Annotated in this window: 15 protein-coding genes; 3 read left to right on the plus strand and 12 right to left on the minus strand. The window is 63.7% G+C overall.

The window, feature by feature from the left end:
- The first annotated feature begins 14 nt into the window (after positions 1–14).
- The gene (locus ACP7BV_RS04565) at positions 15–1,250 is read left to right on the plus strand and encodes a DUF1565 domain-containing protein (RefSeq protein WP_426101970.1); all 1,236 of its coding nucleotides are present in this window, start codon (positions 15–17) and stop codon (positions 1,248–1,250) included.
- Positions 1,251–1,299: 49 nt separating this feature from the next.
- Here the strand turns inward: ACP7BV_RS04565 and ACP7BV_RS04570 are convergent, their stop codons facing one another.
- The 7 genes from ACP7BV_RS04570 to ACP7BV_RS04600 form a co-directional block, all read right to left on the minus strand.
- Positions 1,300–2,505 (minus strand): acyltransferase family protein, encoded by a 1,206-nt coding sequence (locus ACP7BV_RS04570; RefSeq protein ID WP_426101972.1) that lies wholly within the window; start codon positions 2,503–2,505, stop codon positions 1,300–1,302.
- Positions 2,506–2,517: 12 nt separating this feature from the next.
- Positions 2,518–3,120, minus strand: a complete 603-nt coding sequence (locus tag ACP7BV_RS04575) for a hypothetical protein (RefSeq protein WP_426101974.1) — start codon at positions 3,118–3,120, stop codon at positions 2,518–2,520.
- A gap of 19 nt (positions 3,121–3,139) precedes the next feature.
- Positions 3,140–3,727 carry a sugar transferase gene (locus ACP7BV_RS04580; protein WP_426101976.1) on the minus strand — a complete coding sequence of 196 codons (588 nt, stop codon included), beginning with the start codon at positions 3,725–3,727 and terminating at the stop codon, positions 3,140–3,142.
- Positions 3,724–4,905 (minus strand): DegT/DnrJ/EryC1/StrS family aminotransferase, encoded by a 1,182-nt coding sequence (locus tag ACP7BV_RS04585; RefSeq protein WP_426101978.1) that lies wholly within the window; start codon positions 4,903–4,905, stop codon positions 3,724–3,726. The genes ACP7BV_RS04580 and ACP7BV_RS04585 overlap by 4 nt, the downstream gene beginning before the upstream one ends.
- 27 nt (positions 4,906–4,932) lie before the next feature.
- A complete protein-coding gene (locus ACP7BV_RS04590; protein WP_426101980.1) occupies positions 4,933–6,162 on the minus strand; it encodes a glycosyltransferase family 4 protein in 1,230 nt (409 codons plus the stop codon).
- A gap of 25 nt (positions 6,163–6,187) precedes the next feature.
- A complete protein-coding gene (locus tag ACP7BV_RS04595) occupies positions 6,188–6,961 on the minus strand; it encodes a hypothetical protein (RefSeq protein WP_426101981.1) in 774 nt (257 codons plus the stop codon).
- Between the two features lie 187 nt (positions 6,962–7,148).
- Positions 7,149–8,339 carry an acyltransferase family protein gene (locus tag ACP7BV_RS04600; RefSeq protein ID WP_426101983.1) on the minus strand — a complete coding sequence of 397 codons (1,191 nt, stop codon included), beginning with the start codon at positions 8,337–8,339 and terminating at the stop codon, positions 7,149–7,151.
- 237 nt (positions 8,340–8,576) lie between these two features.
- On the opposite strand from ACP7BV_RS04600, the gene ACP7BV_RS04605 reads away from it, so the two are divergent.
- Both ACP7BV_RS04605 and ACP7BV_RS04610 read left to right on the plus strand, forming a co-directional pair.
- Positions 8,577–9,827, plus strand: a complete 1,251-nt coding sequence (locus tag ACP7BV_RS04605) for a lipopolysaccharide biosynthesis protein (protein WP_426101985.1) — start codon at positions 8,577–8,579, stop codon at positions 9,825–9,827.
- A 67-nt stretch (positions 9,828–9,894) separates the two neighbouring features.
- Positions 9,895–11,181, plus strand: a complete 1,287-nt coding sequence (locus ACP7BV_RS04610; protein ID WP_426101987.1) for a hypothetical protein — start codon at positions 9,895–9,897, stop codon at positions 11,179–11,181.
- On the opposite strand, the gene ACP7BV_RS04615 is transcribed toward ACP7BV_RS04610, so the two are convergent.
- The 5 genes from ACP7BV_RS04615 to ACP7BV_RS04635 form a co-directional block, all read right to left on the minus strand.
- The gene (locus ACP7BV_RS04615) at positions 11,178–13,319 is read right to left on the minus strand and encodes a choice-of-anchor Q domain-containing protein (RefSeq protein ID WP_426101989.1); all 2,142 of its coding nucleotides are present in this window, start codon (positions 13,317–13,319) and stop codon (positions 11,178–11,180) included. The genes ACP7BV_RS04610 and ACP7BV_RS04615 overlap by 4 nt on opposite strands.
- Positions 13,320–13,939: 620 nt before the next feature.
- Entirely contained in the window at positions 13,940–15,049 is a 1,110-nt protein-coding gene (gene wecB / locus ACP7BV_RS04620; protein ID WP_426101991.1) for a non-hydrolyzing UDP-N-acetylglucosamine 2-epimerase, read from the minus strand.
- A gap of 28 nt (positions 15,050–15,077) precedes the next feature.
- Positions 15,078–15,773: a hypothetical protein gene (locus ACP7BV_RS04625; protein ID WP_426101993.1), complete on the minus strand. Its 696-nt coding sequence runs from the start codon at positions 15,771–15,773 to the stop codon at positions 15,078–15,080.
- On the minus strand, positions 15,745–16,875 hold the full coding sequence (locus ACP7BV_RS04630) for a glycosyltransferase family 4 protein (protein ID WP_426101995.1): 1,131 nt from the start codon (positions 16,873–16,875) through the stop codon (positions 15,745–15,747). The genes ACP7BV_RS04625 and ACP7BV_RS04630 overlap by 29 nt, the downstream gene beginning before the upstream one ends.
- A 2-nt stretch (positions 16,876–16,877) precedes the next feature.
- Entirely contained in the window at positions 16,878–18,020 is a 1,143-nt protein-coding gene (locus ACP7BV_RS04635) for a DegT/DnrJ/EryC1/StrS family aminotransferase (protein WP_426101997.1), read from the minus strand.
- Positions 18,021–18,037 lie beyond the last annotated feature (17 nt).

The raw sequence follows: 18,037 nt of genomic DNA on the forward strand, positions 1-18,037 counted from the left end.
AGAGGTAACCTGACGTGTGTCTGGCTGCCTGCACCTGTTTGCTGGGCCTGTGCGTCGCGACGGCCGGCCAGCGCGCCGAGAACGAACTGCTGTGCGCGAACATCGAGGCGGCCATGCCGCACAGGATTGATGCGCCGGCCTCGCGCGGGCTGGACGAGCCGCCGCGCAGCCCGGCCGCCAAAGCCTCCAATTTCACCAATTTCACCAGTTTCACCAATTATTATGTCGCCCCAAATGGCTGGGACAACAATCCCGGCACGATCGAAGCGCCGTTCCAGAGCATCGCCCGGGCCGCGCGCGCAGCGTTGCCGGGCACAACGGTGTACGTTGCGCGGGGCACGTATGCCGGCGGCTTTAAAACCACCGTTAGCGGCACCGCCGATGCGCGCATCGCCTTTGTGTCAAGCACCAAGTGGGGGGCGCGTATCGTGCCGCCGGCCGTGTCGGTCAACGACACCGCCTGGGACAACCGCGGCAGCTATGTCGATATCGTCGGCTTTCAGATCGATGGCAGCGCACCGCAGGGCGGGGTCCACTGGCTGCACGGCATTTACAACGGCGGCTCGTTCGACCTGATCAAGCATAACTGGATCCACCACATCGCCAAAACCGTTCCCTGCACCGGCGCCGGTGGCTCGGCGATCGGCGTAGACAGCTATTACCGCGGCGTCGACAGCGAGGTCATCGGCAACCTGGTGCACGATATCGGTCCGCTCGGATGCCGCTTTATCCATGGCATTTACCTTTCGACATCGGGCAGGGTCGCCAACAACGTGGTGTATCGCGTGGCGGAAGGGGCAATCCACCTGTGGCACGACGCGAACAATGTGATCATCGCCAACAATACAGTGACGTCATCGCATACCGGCATCATTGTCGGCGGCGGCGACTTTTACTTTACGTCCGGCGGCAACAATCACACTGTCGTGGTCAACAACATCGTGTACGACAATGTGATGGGCATTTCGGAGCAGGGCGCCACCGGCAAGGCAAACCGCTACAGCAATAATTTAGTGTATGGAAACCCCGCCTATAACTACCGCCTGAACAATGGCCTGGTGGCGGCCAAGGATGTTGGCGCGCCGCCCGGCTTTGCGCGCTATACGCGCACGGGCACGCCGGATCTGCATCTGACCGGCGCCTCGCCGGCAATCGGCAAGGCAAGCGCGACTTATGCACCGGCGCTCGACTTTGACGGCAAGCCGCGCAATGCGGCCACCGGCTTCGATATCGGCGCTTACCAGCACTAAAGCTTACCAGCGCTAGATGATCAGTCCAAAGCGGCCAGCCGGCCTCGCGCTAGCGTTCCACTGCCGCGCGCCGGTTCGGTAGCGGCGTACTGGACAGCATGCCCTTCAGCCAGCGCCGACCCTGACAGGTGCGCGCCTCGAACAGCCGGTAAAAGCCGTAAGCAAACAGCACCATCATGGCCAGCATCGCGCAGTACATGCCCAGGTTGGCCGGGCTGTCGGGGGCCAGCTGGCGCTTGTCAAACAGGTGCACGCCCAGCCAGCCGAGCATGCCCAGCACGGGAAGATGCACCACATACAGCGTGAACGAAAAACGCGAGAAGCAATGTGCCGCGGCGCGCAGCGGTGCAAGCAAGCGCGCATCCGGATTGGGCTTGATCACGGTGCTGGACAGGAACAGCAGGAACAGCACGCTGAGCAGCAGACAGGATGGGTAAGATGCCGTGCTCAAGCCCTCATTGCTTCCCGTGAGCCGGCCAGTGACGCACAGCGTTCCCAGCGCCGCCAGCAGGACGACCCGGGTCAGGGCCGTGCATTCCAGGCGCACGCGCGAAAACCCCGCGCCCAGCAGCCAGAGGGAAAAGTACAGCACGATGGGCGAGGGCAGCCACAGCGCGGCGAGCAGCAGCAGCGCGCCCGGCAGCAGGCGCTTGCCGGCGCGCCCGGGCCGCACGCACAGCACCAGCAGCGGGAACAGCAGGTAATACCAGCTCGTGTAGGACAGGCTCCACAAGGGTGCATTATTGCCGAACGGGGGCACGCTGATGGTTTGCAAACCGGCCAGGTTGCCGGCGAACGCGGCCACCGAATAGGGATTGGCGGGCGCAAAATCGGCGTGGCGCGCCGCCAGCGTGCCGGTGACGATGCCAAAGGCGAGGATCAGCACGAAGGCGGGAATGAGCACCGTCCACAGGCGCGTGATGCGGTCTATCGCGTACAGCTTCAGGGCATCCGGCTGGTCCAGTTTGTCGAGCAGGCTGCCGCCGACCAGGTAGCCGCTGATCAGGAAAAACACCAGCGCCGCCTGGTGCGCAAAGCCGGTAAAAAATAACAATGCCTGATACCACAGTGCCGGATGGTCCAGGCTGCGCAAGCTGGGGAAAAATTCGGAGCGCAGGTGCGCAGCGGCGACCTGCAGCGCGGCCAGGCCGCGCACGGCCGCGATCAGGATGAGGTGCCAGGAATCGTTGCCGCGCTCTTTTTCAGAAAGCAGGCGCAAGCGCAGGCGCAAACGAGGCAGGGCGGCGGCGTCCATGCAAGCATCCGCTTAGTCGAGACCGAGGGGGAACAGCTGGGTGTTGCCCGACAGCACCCGCGCGGCGCCGAGCATCCAGTAACCCACGTGGGCCGATTGCATCAGCCAGGCGGAGCCGGCGAACACCAGCGCGAACCAGACCAGGGCGGCCAGCGGACGCGCCGGCGGCAGCGGCCCGGACGCGACGATGGCCGTCACGCTGACCAGGGCGCCGGTGATCCAGCCGGCCAGCGCTTCGGCGGCGCTGTGCTCCTGCCTCAAGACCAGCAGCACGGCCACCAGCGCGCCCAAGGCCAGTCCGGCTACGGCGCCGGCCGTGCGCAGGCGCGCGCCGGCGCCGTACAGCAGCAGGTAAAACAGCATCGGGAACACGGCCGCCACGCCCGCCGCGTGCCCGCTCGGCGCCTTGAACGATAGTACCGGCCAGCCGGCGCCCCAGGCCAGATAGGCGATCTTGCTCGCACCCACCAAACCAATGCCCAAAGCGAACAGCAAGGCCCACGCGGCGGCCGGGCGCTGCGCGCGCCAGGCCAGCAGCCAGGCGCCGATGGCCGCCCCGGCCGGCAGCGTGAGCGCCAGATCGCCCAGCTGCACCAGTGCCCGCCACGCCGTCATGGCAAGGTCTTTCGGCTCATCAGCGCACCAGCGTGGCCAGCGTGGTGAAAATGATGCGCACATCATTCCAGAAGCTGCGCTCGTGCACATAGCGCAGGTTGTACTTGAGCTTGGCCGGCAGGATGGTCTCGAGGTAGGCTGCTTCAGGATTCGACGAGCGGCTCAGCAGCGAGTTCTCTTCCTTGTAATAGATCGAGGCCCAGTCGGTAATGCCGGGCGCCACCGACAGCACCACCGAGCGCACCTCGGGCGGATAGCAGTCGACATAGCGCGGTACTTCGGGACGCGGTCCGACCAGGCTCATGGTGCCGGCGATGACGTTGAACAGCTGCGGAAATTCATCGAGCTTGTGACGGCGCAGGAAACGCCCGGCCGGCGTGATGCGGCGGTCGTGGCCGATGGTCAGCAGGCCGTCGTGCGCTTCGTCGAACATGGTACGGAACTTGACGATGTCGAACATGACGCCGTCCTTGCCCACCCGCGGCTGGCGAAAGAACACCGGCCCGCGCGAATCGAGCTTGATCCAGATGCCGACCAGCAAAAACAGTGGCGACAGCAGCAGCAAGCCAACCAGGGCGGCGGTAAAATCGAAGATGCGCTTAGTCATGACAGTAACTCCCTCAGGTGATCGATCGTGCGCTGCTGGTCGGCATCGCTCATTTTGGTGTACAGCGGTAACGACAACATGCTCTGGAAGGCCGCCTCGGCCACGGGGAACTGCTCCGGGCGCAGGCGGCAGCTGTCGCGCCAGATGGGCTGGCGGTGCAGCGGAATGAAGTGGACGCTGGTGCCGATGCCCCGTTCGGACAGCTTGCTGATCAGTTCATCGCGCCCGATCGGCGCCTCGTCAAGCAGGCGCACCACGTACAGGTGCCAGGCGTGGCTGCTGTCGCCGCTGCCCGTGGCCGGCAGGCGCAGCGGCAGCTCGCGCAGCGCCTCGTTGTAGCGCGCCGCCAGCAGCACGCGGCGGCGCAGGAAGGCGTCAATCTTGCGCAGTTGGGCGATGCCCATGGCCGAGGCCAGGTCGGTCAGGTTGTACTTGAAGCCGGCCGCGACCACTTCGTAAAACCAGGCCGGCGTGCGCGAGGTGTAGCGCGCGAACGCATCCTGGCTGATGCCGTGGATGCGCATGACGCGAATGCGCGCGGCCAGCGCGGCGTCGCGCGTGACGACCATGCCGCCTTCGCCGGTGGTCATGGTCTTGTTGGCGTAAAAGCTGAACACGGTCACGTCGCTGCCCAGCGTGCCCACCAGCTTGCCCTTGTACAGCGTGGGAAAGGCGTGCGCCGCGTCTTCCACCACTTTCAGGCCGTAGGTGGAAGCCAATTCGAGCAAGCCGTCCATGTCGCACGCCAGACCCGCATAATGGACCGGCAAGATGGCGCGCGTGTGCGGGCCGATGGCAGCTTCCACGGCGCGCAAGTCGACGCTGAGCGTGTCCGGGTCGGCGTCCACGAACACGGGCGTGGCGCCCAGGTAGCGCACCACTTCGGCGGTGGCCGTGAAGGTGAGGGTGGGCACGATCACTTCGTCCCCGGGCCCGATGCCGAGCGCTTCGAGCGCCAGGTGCAAGCCGGCGGTGGCCGAGTTGACCGAGATGGTTTCAACCCCGCCGCCCAGGTAGGCGGCGAAGTCTTGCTCGAACTGGCGTGTCTTGGGGCCGGTGGTGACCCAGCCCGAGCGCAGGCACTCGACGACGGCGGCAATTTCCTCGTCGCCGATGTCGGGCAGCGCGAACGGCAAAAAGGCCGGCGGCGCGCTGTTTTTGATATTGTCGTCAAGCATGGTATGTCCTTGATGGTGAGCGCCGGTTCAGGCGCAAGCTTGCAGGAAGCGGCGCCCGAGCACCGGATAGCTCAGGTTAGCCATGGCGAAGGCGCGTCCGCGCTGGCCGAGCGCGGCCCGTTCGTCCGGGCTCAGCATGAACAGGGCCAGCAGGCCGCGCGCGACCGCTGCCGGGTCTTGCGGGGCGACGGTCAGGCCGCAGCCGGCTTCAAGTACCGGGTCGTTGCCAGCCTCGACCGAATGGAGGATGGCGCAGCCGGCCATCATGTAGTCGATCAGCTTGTTGGGCGCGATGCCAAAACGGTACAGGCGCTGGCGCTGCCAGCCGATATAGGCGACGTCGAAGCATTCCAGCAGGGCCGGCACCTGCTGCTTGGGCACCGGATCGAAGAAATGCACGTTGCTCAGCTTGCGCTCGGCGGCGATTGCTTGCAGGCGCGCCTTTTCGGGGCCGCCGCCCACCAGCACAAAGGCGAACCGTTCGTCGCCCACCACGCTGGCGGCCGCCAGCAGCGTGTCGAGCGCATTGGCCACGCCGTGGGTGCCGGCATAGCCGACAATGAATTTGCCCTGGCGCCGCAGCGCGGCAAGGCGCGCGCCGGCCAAGCCAGGCAGCTGGTCGGCAACGCCCAGCCACTCGGCCGGATCGGCGCCATTGGGCACAATATGCAGCTTGTGCGGCGCCATGCCGTGCGCTTCGAGGTGCTCGCGCACCTTGGGCAGGATCGAGACGATGGCGTCGGCGTGGCGGCAGGCGTAGTTTTCGGCCGCCTGCAGCAGCATGATGAACGGGTGCCAGCTGGAATAGCCCCCCAACTCCATGGGCGAGAGCGGCCACAGGTCGTGCAGTTCGAACAGCAATCGCGCACCGGACAGGCGCGCGATGCGGTGCGCCGGCCAGATGTCGAGCGGATAGGTGGACGAAGCGATGACGACGTCGGCGTCGAACTCGCGCGCCAACTGGCGGCCCTGGCGGTACAGCTGGCTGACGAAGGCGAACATATTGAGTACGCGCGCAGCGCCATTGCCGCGATAGGCGGGGGTGGCGATCCAGCGGTACTGCACGCCGTCGATGGTTTCGTCGAGCCGCGCGCGCCCGTCCAGGTGCGGCGCCAGGGCCCGGATGTGCGACTGGGACGAGGCGATGATGCGCACCTGGTGCCCGAGCCGCACCCATTCGCGCGCCAGATAAAACGGGCGGTATTCCATGCCGTGGCGCAGCGAGCCGGCGTAATGGTTGATCAAGAGAATGTTCACGATCGCTGATCCTTTGAAAGAAGGGTTACCAGGCCAGGTCTTCGACCAGGCGGCGCACATTGCACCTGGTGCTTTCGCGCCAGTTGGTTTCCCATTGCACCGGATGGGTCAGCAGGCAAATGCAGCGATAGCGCCCGAGAGCGGCGAGCGGCGCCATCGGGTGAAAGTAGGCCGGGTACGGGCGGTCGCTGATGTACAGGTCGAATTGCGACATCAGGGCCGCGTCGTAGGTTTCGCAGGCGATGCCGCAGCGGGCCCGGAACGCCTGGTCGTCCAGGATTTCCTGGTTGACCACTTTCAGGCGCCGGTTGGCAAAGTCGCCGTGGCTGGCGACGGTGCATAGCTTGCGCGCCAGGGCTGCCTCGATGCGTTCGAGGTTCTGGCGGAACTGGGCGCGAATCAGGGGAAAGCGCACGCGCACTTCGTCCGGGTCCTTGATGTGGTGGCGCTTGGCGAAGTCGGCCACTTCTTCAAAGTGGTAGCTCGCTTCGCTGCCGTACGCTTCGATCTCGCGCATCAGGCCAATGTCGAGCGTGGAGAGGCGAAAGTAGTAGCTGGCCGTGATGCCGTGACGCGCTTCGATGGCGAACATTTTCGCTGCGGTGCGCACGTCGCTGTCGATGTCGTGCCGGTGCACCAGCGTCGGCGCGCGGCCGGCGGCGGGCGGCGGCAGCAAAAAGTCGCGCACCGACTGCTGGCGGTAGCCGGCCTCGGCGGCGGCCTGCAGCAAATGCTCGTACTGCGCCAGGCGCGAAGGCATCAGGTAATCGCTGTAAATGCGGTTGAGCAGGGTTTTCATTGGACGGAAACATGCACGCGTTGGTCGATCGTCTGGCTGATCCGCCAGGGCCGAAATTCCTTGTGACTTTTGAAACATTCCAGTCTTGACTGTAGCGAGATAATCGACCGGGCTATTGAAGCTGCATAAGGAATCGGGAATATTGTGTTTGTTTGTCATCGGTGCCGGGCACCTGCGCCAGGCACCGTCAGTCGGTCGGCAGCGGCGCCGGCGCGATGGGGCGCGCCGGAAGGGGCAGCAGCGCGCGCTTGAGCCAGCGCCGCACGCTGGCGGTCTGCGATTCGAACAGCTGGTACGACAGGTAAGAGGCCGCCAGGATGATGGCCAGCATGCCCAGGTAAAACATGAAGTGCAGCGGCCGCGCTGGCGCGAACTGGCGCAAGCCCCAGAGCGCTTCGCTCCAGTGCTGCAGCAGGCCGATCAGGGGCACATGCAAGACGTACAGGCTGAACGAAAATGCAGCGAGGAAGTTGCCGGCGCGGGTCAGCGGCCGCAGCAGCGTCGACGTGGCGGCGGCCTTGAAGCGCAGGCTCGATAGCAGCAGCAGGAAGGCCAGGCTGCACAGCATATCGGGGAGCAAGGTGGCAAGCCCGAACGTATCCATGTCGCCGGTAAGGCGGTAATACGCCCACATCGCGAGCAGCAAGGCCGACCAGCACCAGCGCAGGGCGGCCCCGCAGCTGATGGTGATGCGCGAAAACGCCACGCCAAGCAGCCAGATGGCAAAGTAGCTCATCAGCGCGAGCGGCAGCGCCGCGGCCAGCAGCAGCAAGGCCGCGCCACAGGCCAGGCGCGCTGTGCGCCGGCGCGCGCCGAACAGCATTGCCAGCAGCGGGAACATCAGGTAGTACCAGGTCTCGTTGGCCAGGCTCCACAGGGGGAAGTTGCCGCCATATTCAGGCAGCGCGATGTGCTGCAGGCCGAGCAGGTTGGCGCACAAGGTCAGTGCCGAGTACGGATTGGCGCTTGAAAAAACGATGCCTTGGGTGCTGACGGCGCCAGTGGCCAGGCCGAACAGCAGCGTCAGTGCGAAAGTGGGTAGCAAGACGGTCCACAGGCGCGTGATGCGGTCGATCGCGTAGCTGGCGATGGCGTCGCGCTGGCCGAATTTGTCGAGCAGGCTGCCGCCGACCAGCCAGCCGCTGATGACGAAAAACACCAGCACCGCGTGGTGCGCAAAACCGGTCACGAACGAAAAGCCCTGGAACCAGAGCGCGGGATCGGCCACCGTGCGCAAACCCGGGTACATGGCCGCGCGCAGGTGCGCGCAGGCGACTTCGATCGCGGCCAGGCCACGCAGCAGCGAGATCAGCACTGCATGCCAGCTGTCGTCGGCGACCTGCCCCTGTGCCTGGAAAGTGATTCGTGGCATGGTCATGGCGTTTCCTCATCGGTTGTGCCGCGCTGGGGAAGAATATCCCCCTGCGACACTAGCAACCGCACACGCCGGCTCATTGAGTGTGCGCAAAGGAAGCGGGGCGGCGGGCGAACACTGACGTTGGTCAATCCGCCCATCATGCGGAGCATGATAATCAAGCAAGTAGCTTGACCTTCCGACATCCATCTCCGGGCCCCTCTCCGGGATGCAGCCAAAGATTTTCTGCAAAGACTACATATGACCGCGAACGTGCCTGTCTTCTGGAAACATGCCGCCACGGTTCTCTCTGGCACTGTTGCCGCGCAAGCGTTGCCGCTGCTGGTCGCGCCGCTCATCACGCGCTTGTGCACGCCCGCCGACATGGGCGCCTTCAGTGTCTGGATGGGCATCGTGGCCATTGCCGCCACCGTGGCCACCTTGCGGCTGGAGGCCGCCATGATTCTCGATCACGACACGGCGGACCAGCAAACCTGTTTTGGCGTGGTGGCCTATGCATCGACCGTGCTGGCCGTGGGCCTGACCTTGTGCGCGCTACTGGCGCGCCTGTGGGACCTTCCGCAAGCGCGCGACATGAGCTGGTTCGCCCTGCTCACGCTGGGCGTGGCGGCCTGGCTGACGGCGTACACCCAGACGGTGCTGGCCTATGCCACGTCCAAGCATGCTTTTGGCAAAGCCGCGCTGGCCAAGGTGTGCGGCGCCGGCACGGTGGCGCTGGGCCAGCTCGCGCTGCTGCTCGCCGGCATCGGCGGCAATGCGCTGCTGTTGGGACAGGTGATCGGACTGGCCAGCGGTCTGGCGGCCGGCATGCTCCTGCTGGCGCCGCCGCGCGCGCGCATCAGCATCAAGCCGACGCTGGCGCAGCGCAACTACCTGCACAAGCATGCATCGTTCTGGCGCTTTTCTTTGCCGGCCGGCCTGCTCAATATCGTCGCCGGCAAGTTTCCCCTGTTCCTGATCGGCGTGAAGTACGGCTTGCCCGCCGCCGGTCTGTATGCCTTGACCGAACGGATGCTGACCGCGCCGATATCGCTGCTCGCCGCCTCCGTGCTCGAAGTGTTCAAGCGCGAGTCGGTGCACCAGTTCCAGACACTGGGCAATTGCAGGCAGGCCTTTCGCGGCACGTTCAAGGCGCTGGTCTGGCTTGGCTGCGGACCGGCCTTGCTGATCCTCGCCTTCGCACCCGATTTGTGCGCGTGGATCTTCGGCCAACCGTGGCGCGAGGCGGGCGAGTTCGCCCGCATCCTCGCGCCCCTGTACTTCATGAATTTCGTCGCCAGCCCGCTCAGCTACGTGTTTTTCGTCGCCGGAAAACAAAAGGTGGAACTGATGTGGCAAGTGGCCTTGTTCGTGACGACGATCGCGGTCTTCCTCATGCCCGTCACGCTCAAGCAAATGCTGTGGAATTACACCATGTCGTACTCGGCGCTGTACCTGGTTTATCTGTATCTCGCGTATAAATTTTCCATCAACGACGCGCTTGCCGCATGAGAAAGCCGGCGTTGGTATAGCGCACGCAACGTGCTGGTGTTGGCACCCTTACAGCGGACTTTGAATCATGCAAGCAATCAATCTGCGTCCACAGCGCTCGTCAAGAACAAAGCACGAGCAGCGCCTCGTTCAGCTTGCATTCTTGCTGCTGTTTCCGGGATTTTTTTTCTACCAGACACTCCTTGGCCTGGGCATGATCCGCGCCTACCTGGGCGGATATTTTTCCATCGTCGCGCTGGCCTTCACACTGCCGCTGGTATTCTTCTATTACATTGCGCTCAAGCGGCATCGCAATTTCGTCTCACGCTTCGACCTGGTCCACGTCATGTTCATCGGCTATGTCGTGCTCGTTCTCGTGATGAATTTCGTGGCGGGGGCAAATCCCATCATCGTGCAGCGCTACGTGCAAAGCCTGGTTTTTTGCGTCGATCTGTACATCATCTTCCGTCTGATCGATATTCACGACAAAAAATTCATTTTGATGGCGACGGCCTCGCTGGCCGTGATGTCGGCCATCACCATTCATTTTTCCATCAATGGCTTCTTTTACTTGCAAGCCTTGAACGACGCCAAGGATCCGGACAGCCTGGCCACTTATCAAGGTTTCGCGCGCTCGTACATCTATACCTTTATGATCGTCATTTCCTTGACAAAATTTACCAGCGCACGGCTTTTTCTTTACGGCTTGGCCATCACGACCTTGTTCTTGAATGGGGCGCGCACCGAGTTTTCGGCCATGCTGCTCCTGGTTCCGCTGTTGGAGTTTTATCACACGCGCCACAAACTCTATCTGACGCTCCCGCTCATTTTCGTCGCCATCCAGTTCGCCGCCAATGCCGGGGCCATCGCCGCGCTGCTGCCTGAAAACCGGACGCTGCAATTGCTCGATTTGTCGCATTCCAGTTCGGCCGTTGCGCGCGACCATTTGACCAGCAACGCCTTGCGCACCATCAGCCAAAACCCGATCTTCGGCGACTTTGCCAGCTATCCCGATGGCCACTACGCGCACAATATACTGGTGGCGTGGGTCGATTTCGGCCTCATCGGTTTTCTCGCTTTCTCGGCCATCTTGCTGTGGGCCGCATTCCGGCTGTTTAGCGATGGATTCTTCCTGAAAGCAAGGTCGGCCGAGTTCGTGCTCGCCTGCTCATTCGTCTGCGCGACCATTCTGTGGGTGGTGGCCGCCAAAAGCATTCCGGACATGAGTGTCGGTGCCGCGTTGGGCGCCTTTGCCCGGTATCGCTACGTGCGCCGCTATGCCAAACCCGGCCCGGTAAAACCAGAGGCCGTAACGTCGTACGGGGGCGGTGCGCCGCCTGGCACACCGCCCCCGCATTCCTGCACGTTGCCTTAGTAAGCGCCGATGTCCGGCGTGGCGTCGCGTCCGCTACCCTCAAAGTTGGTGCTTGGGGCATAGGCCGCCGCAGCCTTGTTCAAGGCCGGCGACGTGCCCTGCAGACGGTAGTTTCCATTGCCGTTCGCCAAGTAACTGACGAAGAGCGGATTGGCCGCGAGCGTGCCGCTGACGGCGCCCTTTACTTGCAATGCCGTCCCGCTGGCATACACCAGGTTGTTGATATAGCGGTTATTGCCGCCGACCGCGCCGCCTTCGACAATGCCATAGCTGATGTGGTCATGAATAATGTTATTGGCGACCACATTATTTTGCGAACCGCCCGCTGCGGAGCTACCGATCCAGATGCCGATCTTGGAGTGGAACATCGTATTGTTGACAATGGTCGAGCTGGTCGCGCCGCGGTATTGCAAGATACCCACGGCAGCGGCGCCCGATACCATATTGTTGGCGACCACGACGCCTGGACCGGCAATGTAGATGCCGTGGACGGAGGTGCAGGAACCGAGCATCGCCACGCCGATATTCCTGACGATATTGTTGGACACTGCTGCATCGCCGACGCTGCTTTCAACCTGGATCGCCGCGCCAACGCTACCGTTGCAGCCGCCACTGATCGTGAAATCATGGATGGCATTGTTTAAGATGGTCAGGTGAGCGCCACTTGCCAGCAAACCGACGCGTCCCGTTCCCGCGATATCGAAGCCGCTGATATCGACATAGCTGCCCTTGGAATTCCAGGCAATTCCCGTTCCCTGCATGACGATCCTGGCGCCGCCCTTGACGGTGGAGACGAACCTGATGCGGGCCGCCGCCGTGCCGCTTTTCGATGTCAGCAAGCCGACCGCGTCAGCGCCCGGCGCGGACACGTTGTAAGTGCCGGAAGCGACGTTAATGGTCGAGCCGGCAACGGCAGCTGCGTCCGCGCGCGCAATGGTCAGGAAGGGACTGGCCTGCGTGCCCGCATTGGTATCGGACCCATTGGGCGCCACATACAGGTTTGGGCCACTTGGCTGAGGCGGCGGGTTCGCCGGCGGTGGTGGTGGTGGTGGTGGTGGTGGTGGTGGCGGAGGCGGCGGATTGGTGGATGATCCATAGTTGTAGGCGCCAAGATCGATGGCCGAACCGGCGCGCGAGGCGCCGTCAAGGTCGGCCGCCGGGGCCAAGGACGTGGTGCCTTTGTCGATCGACGGCGACGTGCCCTGGACGTGATAGTTGCCCGAGCCATTGGCCTGATAGTTGACAAACATCGGGTTGCCGGTCAGCGAGCCGCTGACGGCGCCGGCAACGCGCCAATTGGTGCCGCTGGCATTGACGAGGTTGTTGACATAGCGGTTGTTGCCGCCCATTTTGCCGCCTTCGATGATGCCGTTCGCGGTGTTGTCGTGGACGATATTGTTGGCAACGTAATTGTTGGCCGAACCGGCGCTGGTGGCGCCGCCATCGCCCTGGCCGAGCAGGATCCCCATCTTGCTGCGAAAGGTTGTGTTGTTGACGATGGTCGACGAGGTCGCGCCGTGCCATTGCTGGATGGCCACTGCGGCGATGCCCGAAACGATATTGTTCGTGACCACGTTGTTGGCGTTGGCAATATAGATGCCTTGCACCGTATTGCACGAACCGATCATCGAGGCGCCGATATTGCGCACCACGTTCGCATTGATGACGACATTGCCGACCGGGCCATACGTATCGATGGCCGCGCCGCCGCCGCCATTGCAGCCGCCGCTGATGGTCAGGTCATGAATAAAATTATTGTTGATGGTCAGGTTGGCGCCGGCGGCCAGAATCCCGTGGCGGCCGGTTCCGGAGATGTCGAAGCCGTCGATATCGACATAACTTCCTTTCGAATGCCAGGTAATGCCGGTGCCGGAGACGATGATTTTCGCGCCCCATTTCACGTCTGAGACAAACCGGATCCGGGCGGCGGAGGTGCCGCTTTTGGCGGTGGTCATGCCGTAGCTGCCGGCAGCCGGGGCCGCGACGCGGTAGACGCCGGGGGCGACGTGGATGGTATAGCCGGCGCTGGCCAAGGCATCGGCGCGGGCAATGGTTTTCAGCGGCGCCGCCTGGGTGCCTGGATTGCTGTCGGAGCCGTTAGGCGAGACGTACAAGGCACCGCCGGCGAGGGCAGTCATTGTCGCTAACATTTTGGTTGGTGGCGCTTGGGCCGGCACTGCTTCGGGACTTGAGCCGCCGCCGCAGCCAGCTACCAAAGTGGCAACTACGCTGCAGAGCAAGAGTGGGGGATGGAACGGGTGTCGAACAGAAGTCATCACTTAAAGCCTCATCATTGGGAATGAGCAAGTTATGACCCGAGGAAAATATTTAAGTTCACCAATTGTTTATAATTAATTTTGCGCGTGATTAATTGACCAAAGTTATTTCTGTTACATTCGGCAGGTAAGAAATGACAAGTCACGACACAATTTTGCAACGGAAATTGCGAAGTACTGATAGTGAAAGGCAGCCCCGCCTCGCCTGTTGGGACGCGCCTCGCAGCTGAAGGGAAAGGTGAAAGGCCGTTAAGGCCAGACGGTCGCGCAGGCAACAGGCAGTGGGTCGATACAGGATGCCTATTCCAGACAAAGCGGACGGCAATGGCTCAGTGCAGTCAGCAGCGGCGAAGGGGCGCGAACTGCGCGCCCTGGGGTGAAGGCTGGGGTGAAGGCCGGGGTGAAGCGCTTGACTGCATGGCCGGAACGGCAATGGAGATGGGGGCGAACGCGAGCTCGCCAGCGCCGTACCGACTGCGACTCTAGTGCAGGTCGCGCGCCAAGCGCTGCACGATGCGCTGCGCCGCGTCCCCCGCGCCATACGGGGCCACATCGGCGCCCACGCTGCCAAGCGCGGCGCGCAGGCTGTGCAGCACGCTCGCCGCGTCGCGCGGGCTCGCGAGCCGGTTCCAGCCGGCCTCTACCAGCTCGCTCCACTCGGTCTCGTCGCGCAGCGTAACGCAAGGGACCCGGTAAAAGAAAGCTTCCTTTTGCACGCCGCCTGAATCGGTGGCGATCAGCGCCGCATGTTTTTCCAGCTGCACCATGTCCAGGTAGCCCAGCGGATCGACCACGACGGCAGCCTGGAGCAGCGCGTCGAGTTTGCCTTGTGTGGCCAGCGCGGCCCGCGTGCGCGGGTGCAGCGGACAGATGACCTGGATCTGCCCGGCAAAGGCCGTGAGCGCCTCCACAATGGCCGCCAGCCGCGCCGGGTGGCCGGTGCTTTCGGCGCGGTGCACGGTGGCTAGGCAATAGGCGCCAGGCACCACGCCATGGCGCGCCGCAAGCTCGCCGAGCATGCCGCCGTGCGCGCCGACCCGCTCGCCATGGCGCAGCGCGACGTCGAACATCACGTCGCCCACCTGCTCGATACTGCGGGGATCGACCCCTTCGCGCAGCAGGTGCGCGCCGGCCGCAACGGTGGGCGTAAACAGCCAGCGCGATACGCGGTCGGTGACGATGCGGTTGATCTCTTCCGGCATGGCCATGTTGAACGAGCGCAGCCCGGCCTCGACATGCGCCACCGGCATGTGCAGCTTGGCCGCCGCCAGCGCGCCGGCCAGCGTGGAATTGGTGTCGCCGTATACCAGTACGGCGTCCGGCCGTTCGGCCAGCAGCACTTGTTCGATGTCGACCAGCATGCGCGCCGTCATCGCACCGTGTTCGCCGCCATGGATGCCGAAGTGGTAGGCCGGCTTGGCCATGCCCAGCTCGTTAAAAAAGACGTCCGACATATTGGCGTCGAAATGCTGGCCCGTATGCACCACCACTTCGCGCAGCTGTTCGCAGTGGGCAAGGCAGGCGGAGACGGCGCTGGCCTTGATGAATTGTGGGCGCGCGCCGATCACGGTCAGAATTTTTTTAGTGCTCATCGGGTTTCCTTGCCGCTGTTGAACGGCGTTACTGGATTGAAAACTTGGCGCGATGCGGCGTAAAGCCGAGCATGGTTTTGAACTTGAGCATGCCCGGGCTGGCGCCGAAACAGGTGTCGTACATCAGGTAGCGGGCTTGGCGCGCTTCGATCAGGCGCGAGACGACCTCGGTCAGCATTAGGTGCATCACGCCATCGTTGTTGCGCAAGCCAATCAGGCGCTCGATGGCGAAGAAATTGCCGTACAGGCCAAAGTCGATGTAGCTCACCAGTTTGCCGGCCGGGTTCAGTACGCCCATATAGGAGTAATTTCTCTCTTTCGGGAAGTGCGTGACCTTTTCCCGATAGGTGGCATCCATCGGCCGGCCCTGGCGCACTTCCACCGACGTGTTGATCTCGTGAATGGCGTCTATATACTGGTTGCGGTCGATCTCGACGACCTGGTAGCCTTTTTTTCGCGCCTTCCTGGCATGGTCGGCCGCCAGGTTGCGCCCTTCGAGGGTGAGCATATACGCATCGCGGCTGTCAAAGCCGGACAAATCGACCAGCGCGGCGCCCAGCGCCTTGTTTTGAAACACCAGGTAGCGCGGATGGCGCTTGGTAAAATGCCGGTGCATTCTTGCCACGTCGGCCGGATTGAGCGCGCGTTGAAACTCCAGGCGCGCCACCGGCAGCCGGGCGATCGTCCCGGCCAGTTCAAACAGGTGCGACAGCTTGCTTGGCATGGGGAATGGCTCCATAAAAATCGGTCAGTTTCCTGGCCTGTACCGACCAGTTGTATTTTTCCAGCACCGCCTTGCGGCCGTTCTCGCCCATGCGCCGGGCGATCTCGGGATGGGTCACCAGGCGGTCAATCGCCGCCGCCAGCGCCCCGGGGTCGCAGGGGTCGATGCACACGCCGCACTCGTTGCCCTCGATGATGTCGCGCCACAGGGGAAAGTTCGACGCGATCACGGCAATGCCCGACGACATGTATTCGAACATCTTGGTCGGGTGCGCGTCCAGATGGTTGGGCAGCGGGTGGAAGGTGACGACCCCGGCAATCGAGCGCATCATCAGCGCGCGCACGCCGGCCCGGTCGAGCACGCCAAGCTGGTTGACGCGCGCCCAGCCGGGCGCCGCCTTCACCTCGGCCTCGAGGGCCGCTTCCGAAAAGGCGCCGGCCAGGTTGATGCGGGCCGCCGATTGCAGCGCGGCGCCGGCGCCGACCAGTTCGCGAATGCCGCGGATGGCGCCGATGCCGCCCACGTAGCACACTTCAGCCTGCTTGCCGGCCCAGGACGCCGGCGCGTGCAGTTCGCCCACCAGCGGGAAATTGTTGACATCGACCGTGTTCGGGTTGATTTTTAGGAAGCTGTCGCGAATGAATGGCGTAGCCGCGATGATGCCGTCAAAGCGCGCGCAGGCGTAGCGCTCGAACAGCGCATACGCCTTCGACAGCGCATGGCGCGACAGCGCGCCCAGGTAGGGCTTGCCCAGCAACTGGCGCGCGACGTCTTCGTGCGAGTCGAAGATGACGGTCTTGCCGAGGCGCTTGAGCTTGAGTCCGGCCGGTATCAGTTCCGGGTCGTGCAGGTGATAAATGTCGGCGTCCAGCGCGAGCGCCTGGGCTAGCACCCGGCCGGTGGTGGTAACGATCCGGTTCAGGCGTCCGTCAGGGCGCCCGACGTCGACAATGCGTACGCCGTCGCGCAGTTCGGGGCCTTTGCCGTCGGCCACGACCAGCAAGACATCGTAGCCATACGCGGCCAGCGTACGGCATTGCTTGATGAAGATGCGCGTGTCATTGCGCGGATGGGCGGAGGTGAGGTGGGCAATGCGGCGCATGTTCAGCTTTCGGCAATCGCCCAGGCGGACGGCGCGGCGCAGTCGCCGGGCACAGGCATGCCGGTTGCCGTCAATAGCGCAGTGGCGACCTCGTGTACGGACTGCTCGCTCAGGTAAGGGCCCATTGGCAGGCTCATCACGGTGGCGGCCTTTTCCAGCGCCACCGGACAGCGCCCGGCGTCAGTCAGGTGGGCGTAGGCCGGCTGCACATGGATCGGCACCGGGTAATGCACGGCGGTGGGAATGCCCGCCTCTTGCAGGCGAGCCTGCACTTGCTCGCGCTCGTCCACTACCACCGTATACTGCGCAAAGGCGCTGGTGCGGGCGCGCGGACGCGCCATCAAGCCCAGCTTGCCCGAGAGCAGAGCGTCGTAGGCGGCGGCGACTTTGGCGCGTTGTTCGAGCTCCCATTCAAAGCGTTCCAGCTTGGCCAGCACGATCGCGCATTGCAAGGTGTCCATCCGTCCGCCCACGCCAAGGCGGGTGTGCACATAGCGGCGCGACTGGCCATGCACGCGGATTTCGCGCATGGCGCCGGCCAGCGCATCGTCGCTGGTAAAAATGGCGCCGCCGTCGCCGTAGCACCCCAAAGGTTTGCTGGGAAAAAAGCTGGTGCAGCCGATCTGGGACAGGTTGCAGCTCTTGCGGCCCTGGTAGGTGGCGCCGAAGCTTTGCGCGGCGTCCTCGATCACCACCAGGCCGTGGCGCCAGGCGATGGCGTTGATTTCGTCCATGTCGGCCGGCAGGCCGTAGAGCGAGACGGGCATGATGGCGCGCGTGCGCGCGCTGATGCGCTCTTCGATCTGCAACGGGTCGAGATTGCAGGTGGCCGGCTCGATGTCGACGAACACGGGCGTGGCGCCCACCAGCACGATGGCTTCGGCGGTGGCGATGAACGAAAACGGCGTGGTGATGATTTCGTCGCCCGGCTTGATGCCCAGCGCCATGAGCGAAATGATCAGCGCCTCGGTCCCGGACGACACCGTGATGCAGTGGCGCGCCCCGGTAAAGGCGGCCAGCCGCTGTTCGAGTTCGGCCACTTCAGGGCCCATGATGTACTGGCCGTGATCGAGCACGGCCTGCATGCGCGCGCCGATGTCAGTGCGCAGGGCCTGGTATTGCGATTTCAGGTCGATGAATTCCATGATGGGTTCCCGGTTCG

This window comes from Massilia sp. TSP1-1-2, from assembly GCF_049896185.1.
In the GTDB taxonomy this organism is placed as follows: Bacteria; Pseudomonadota; Gammaproteobacteria; order Burkholderiales; family Burkholderiaceae_D; genus Telluria_A.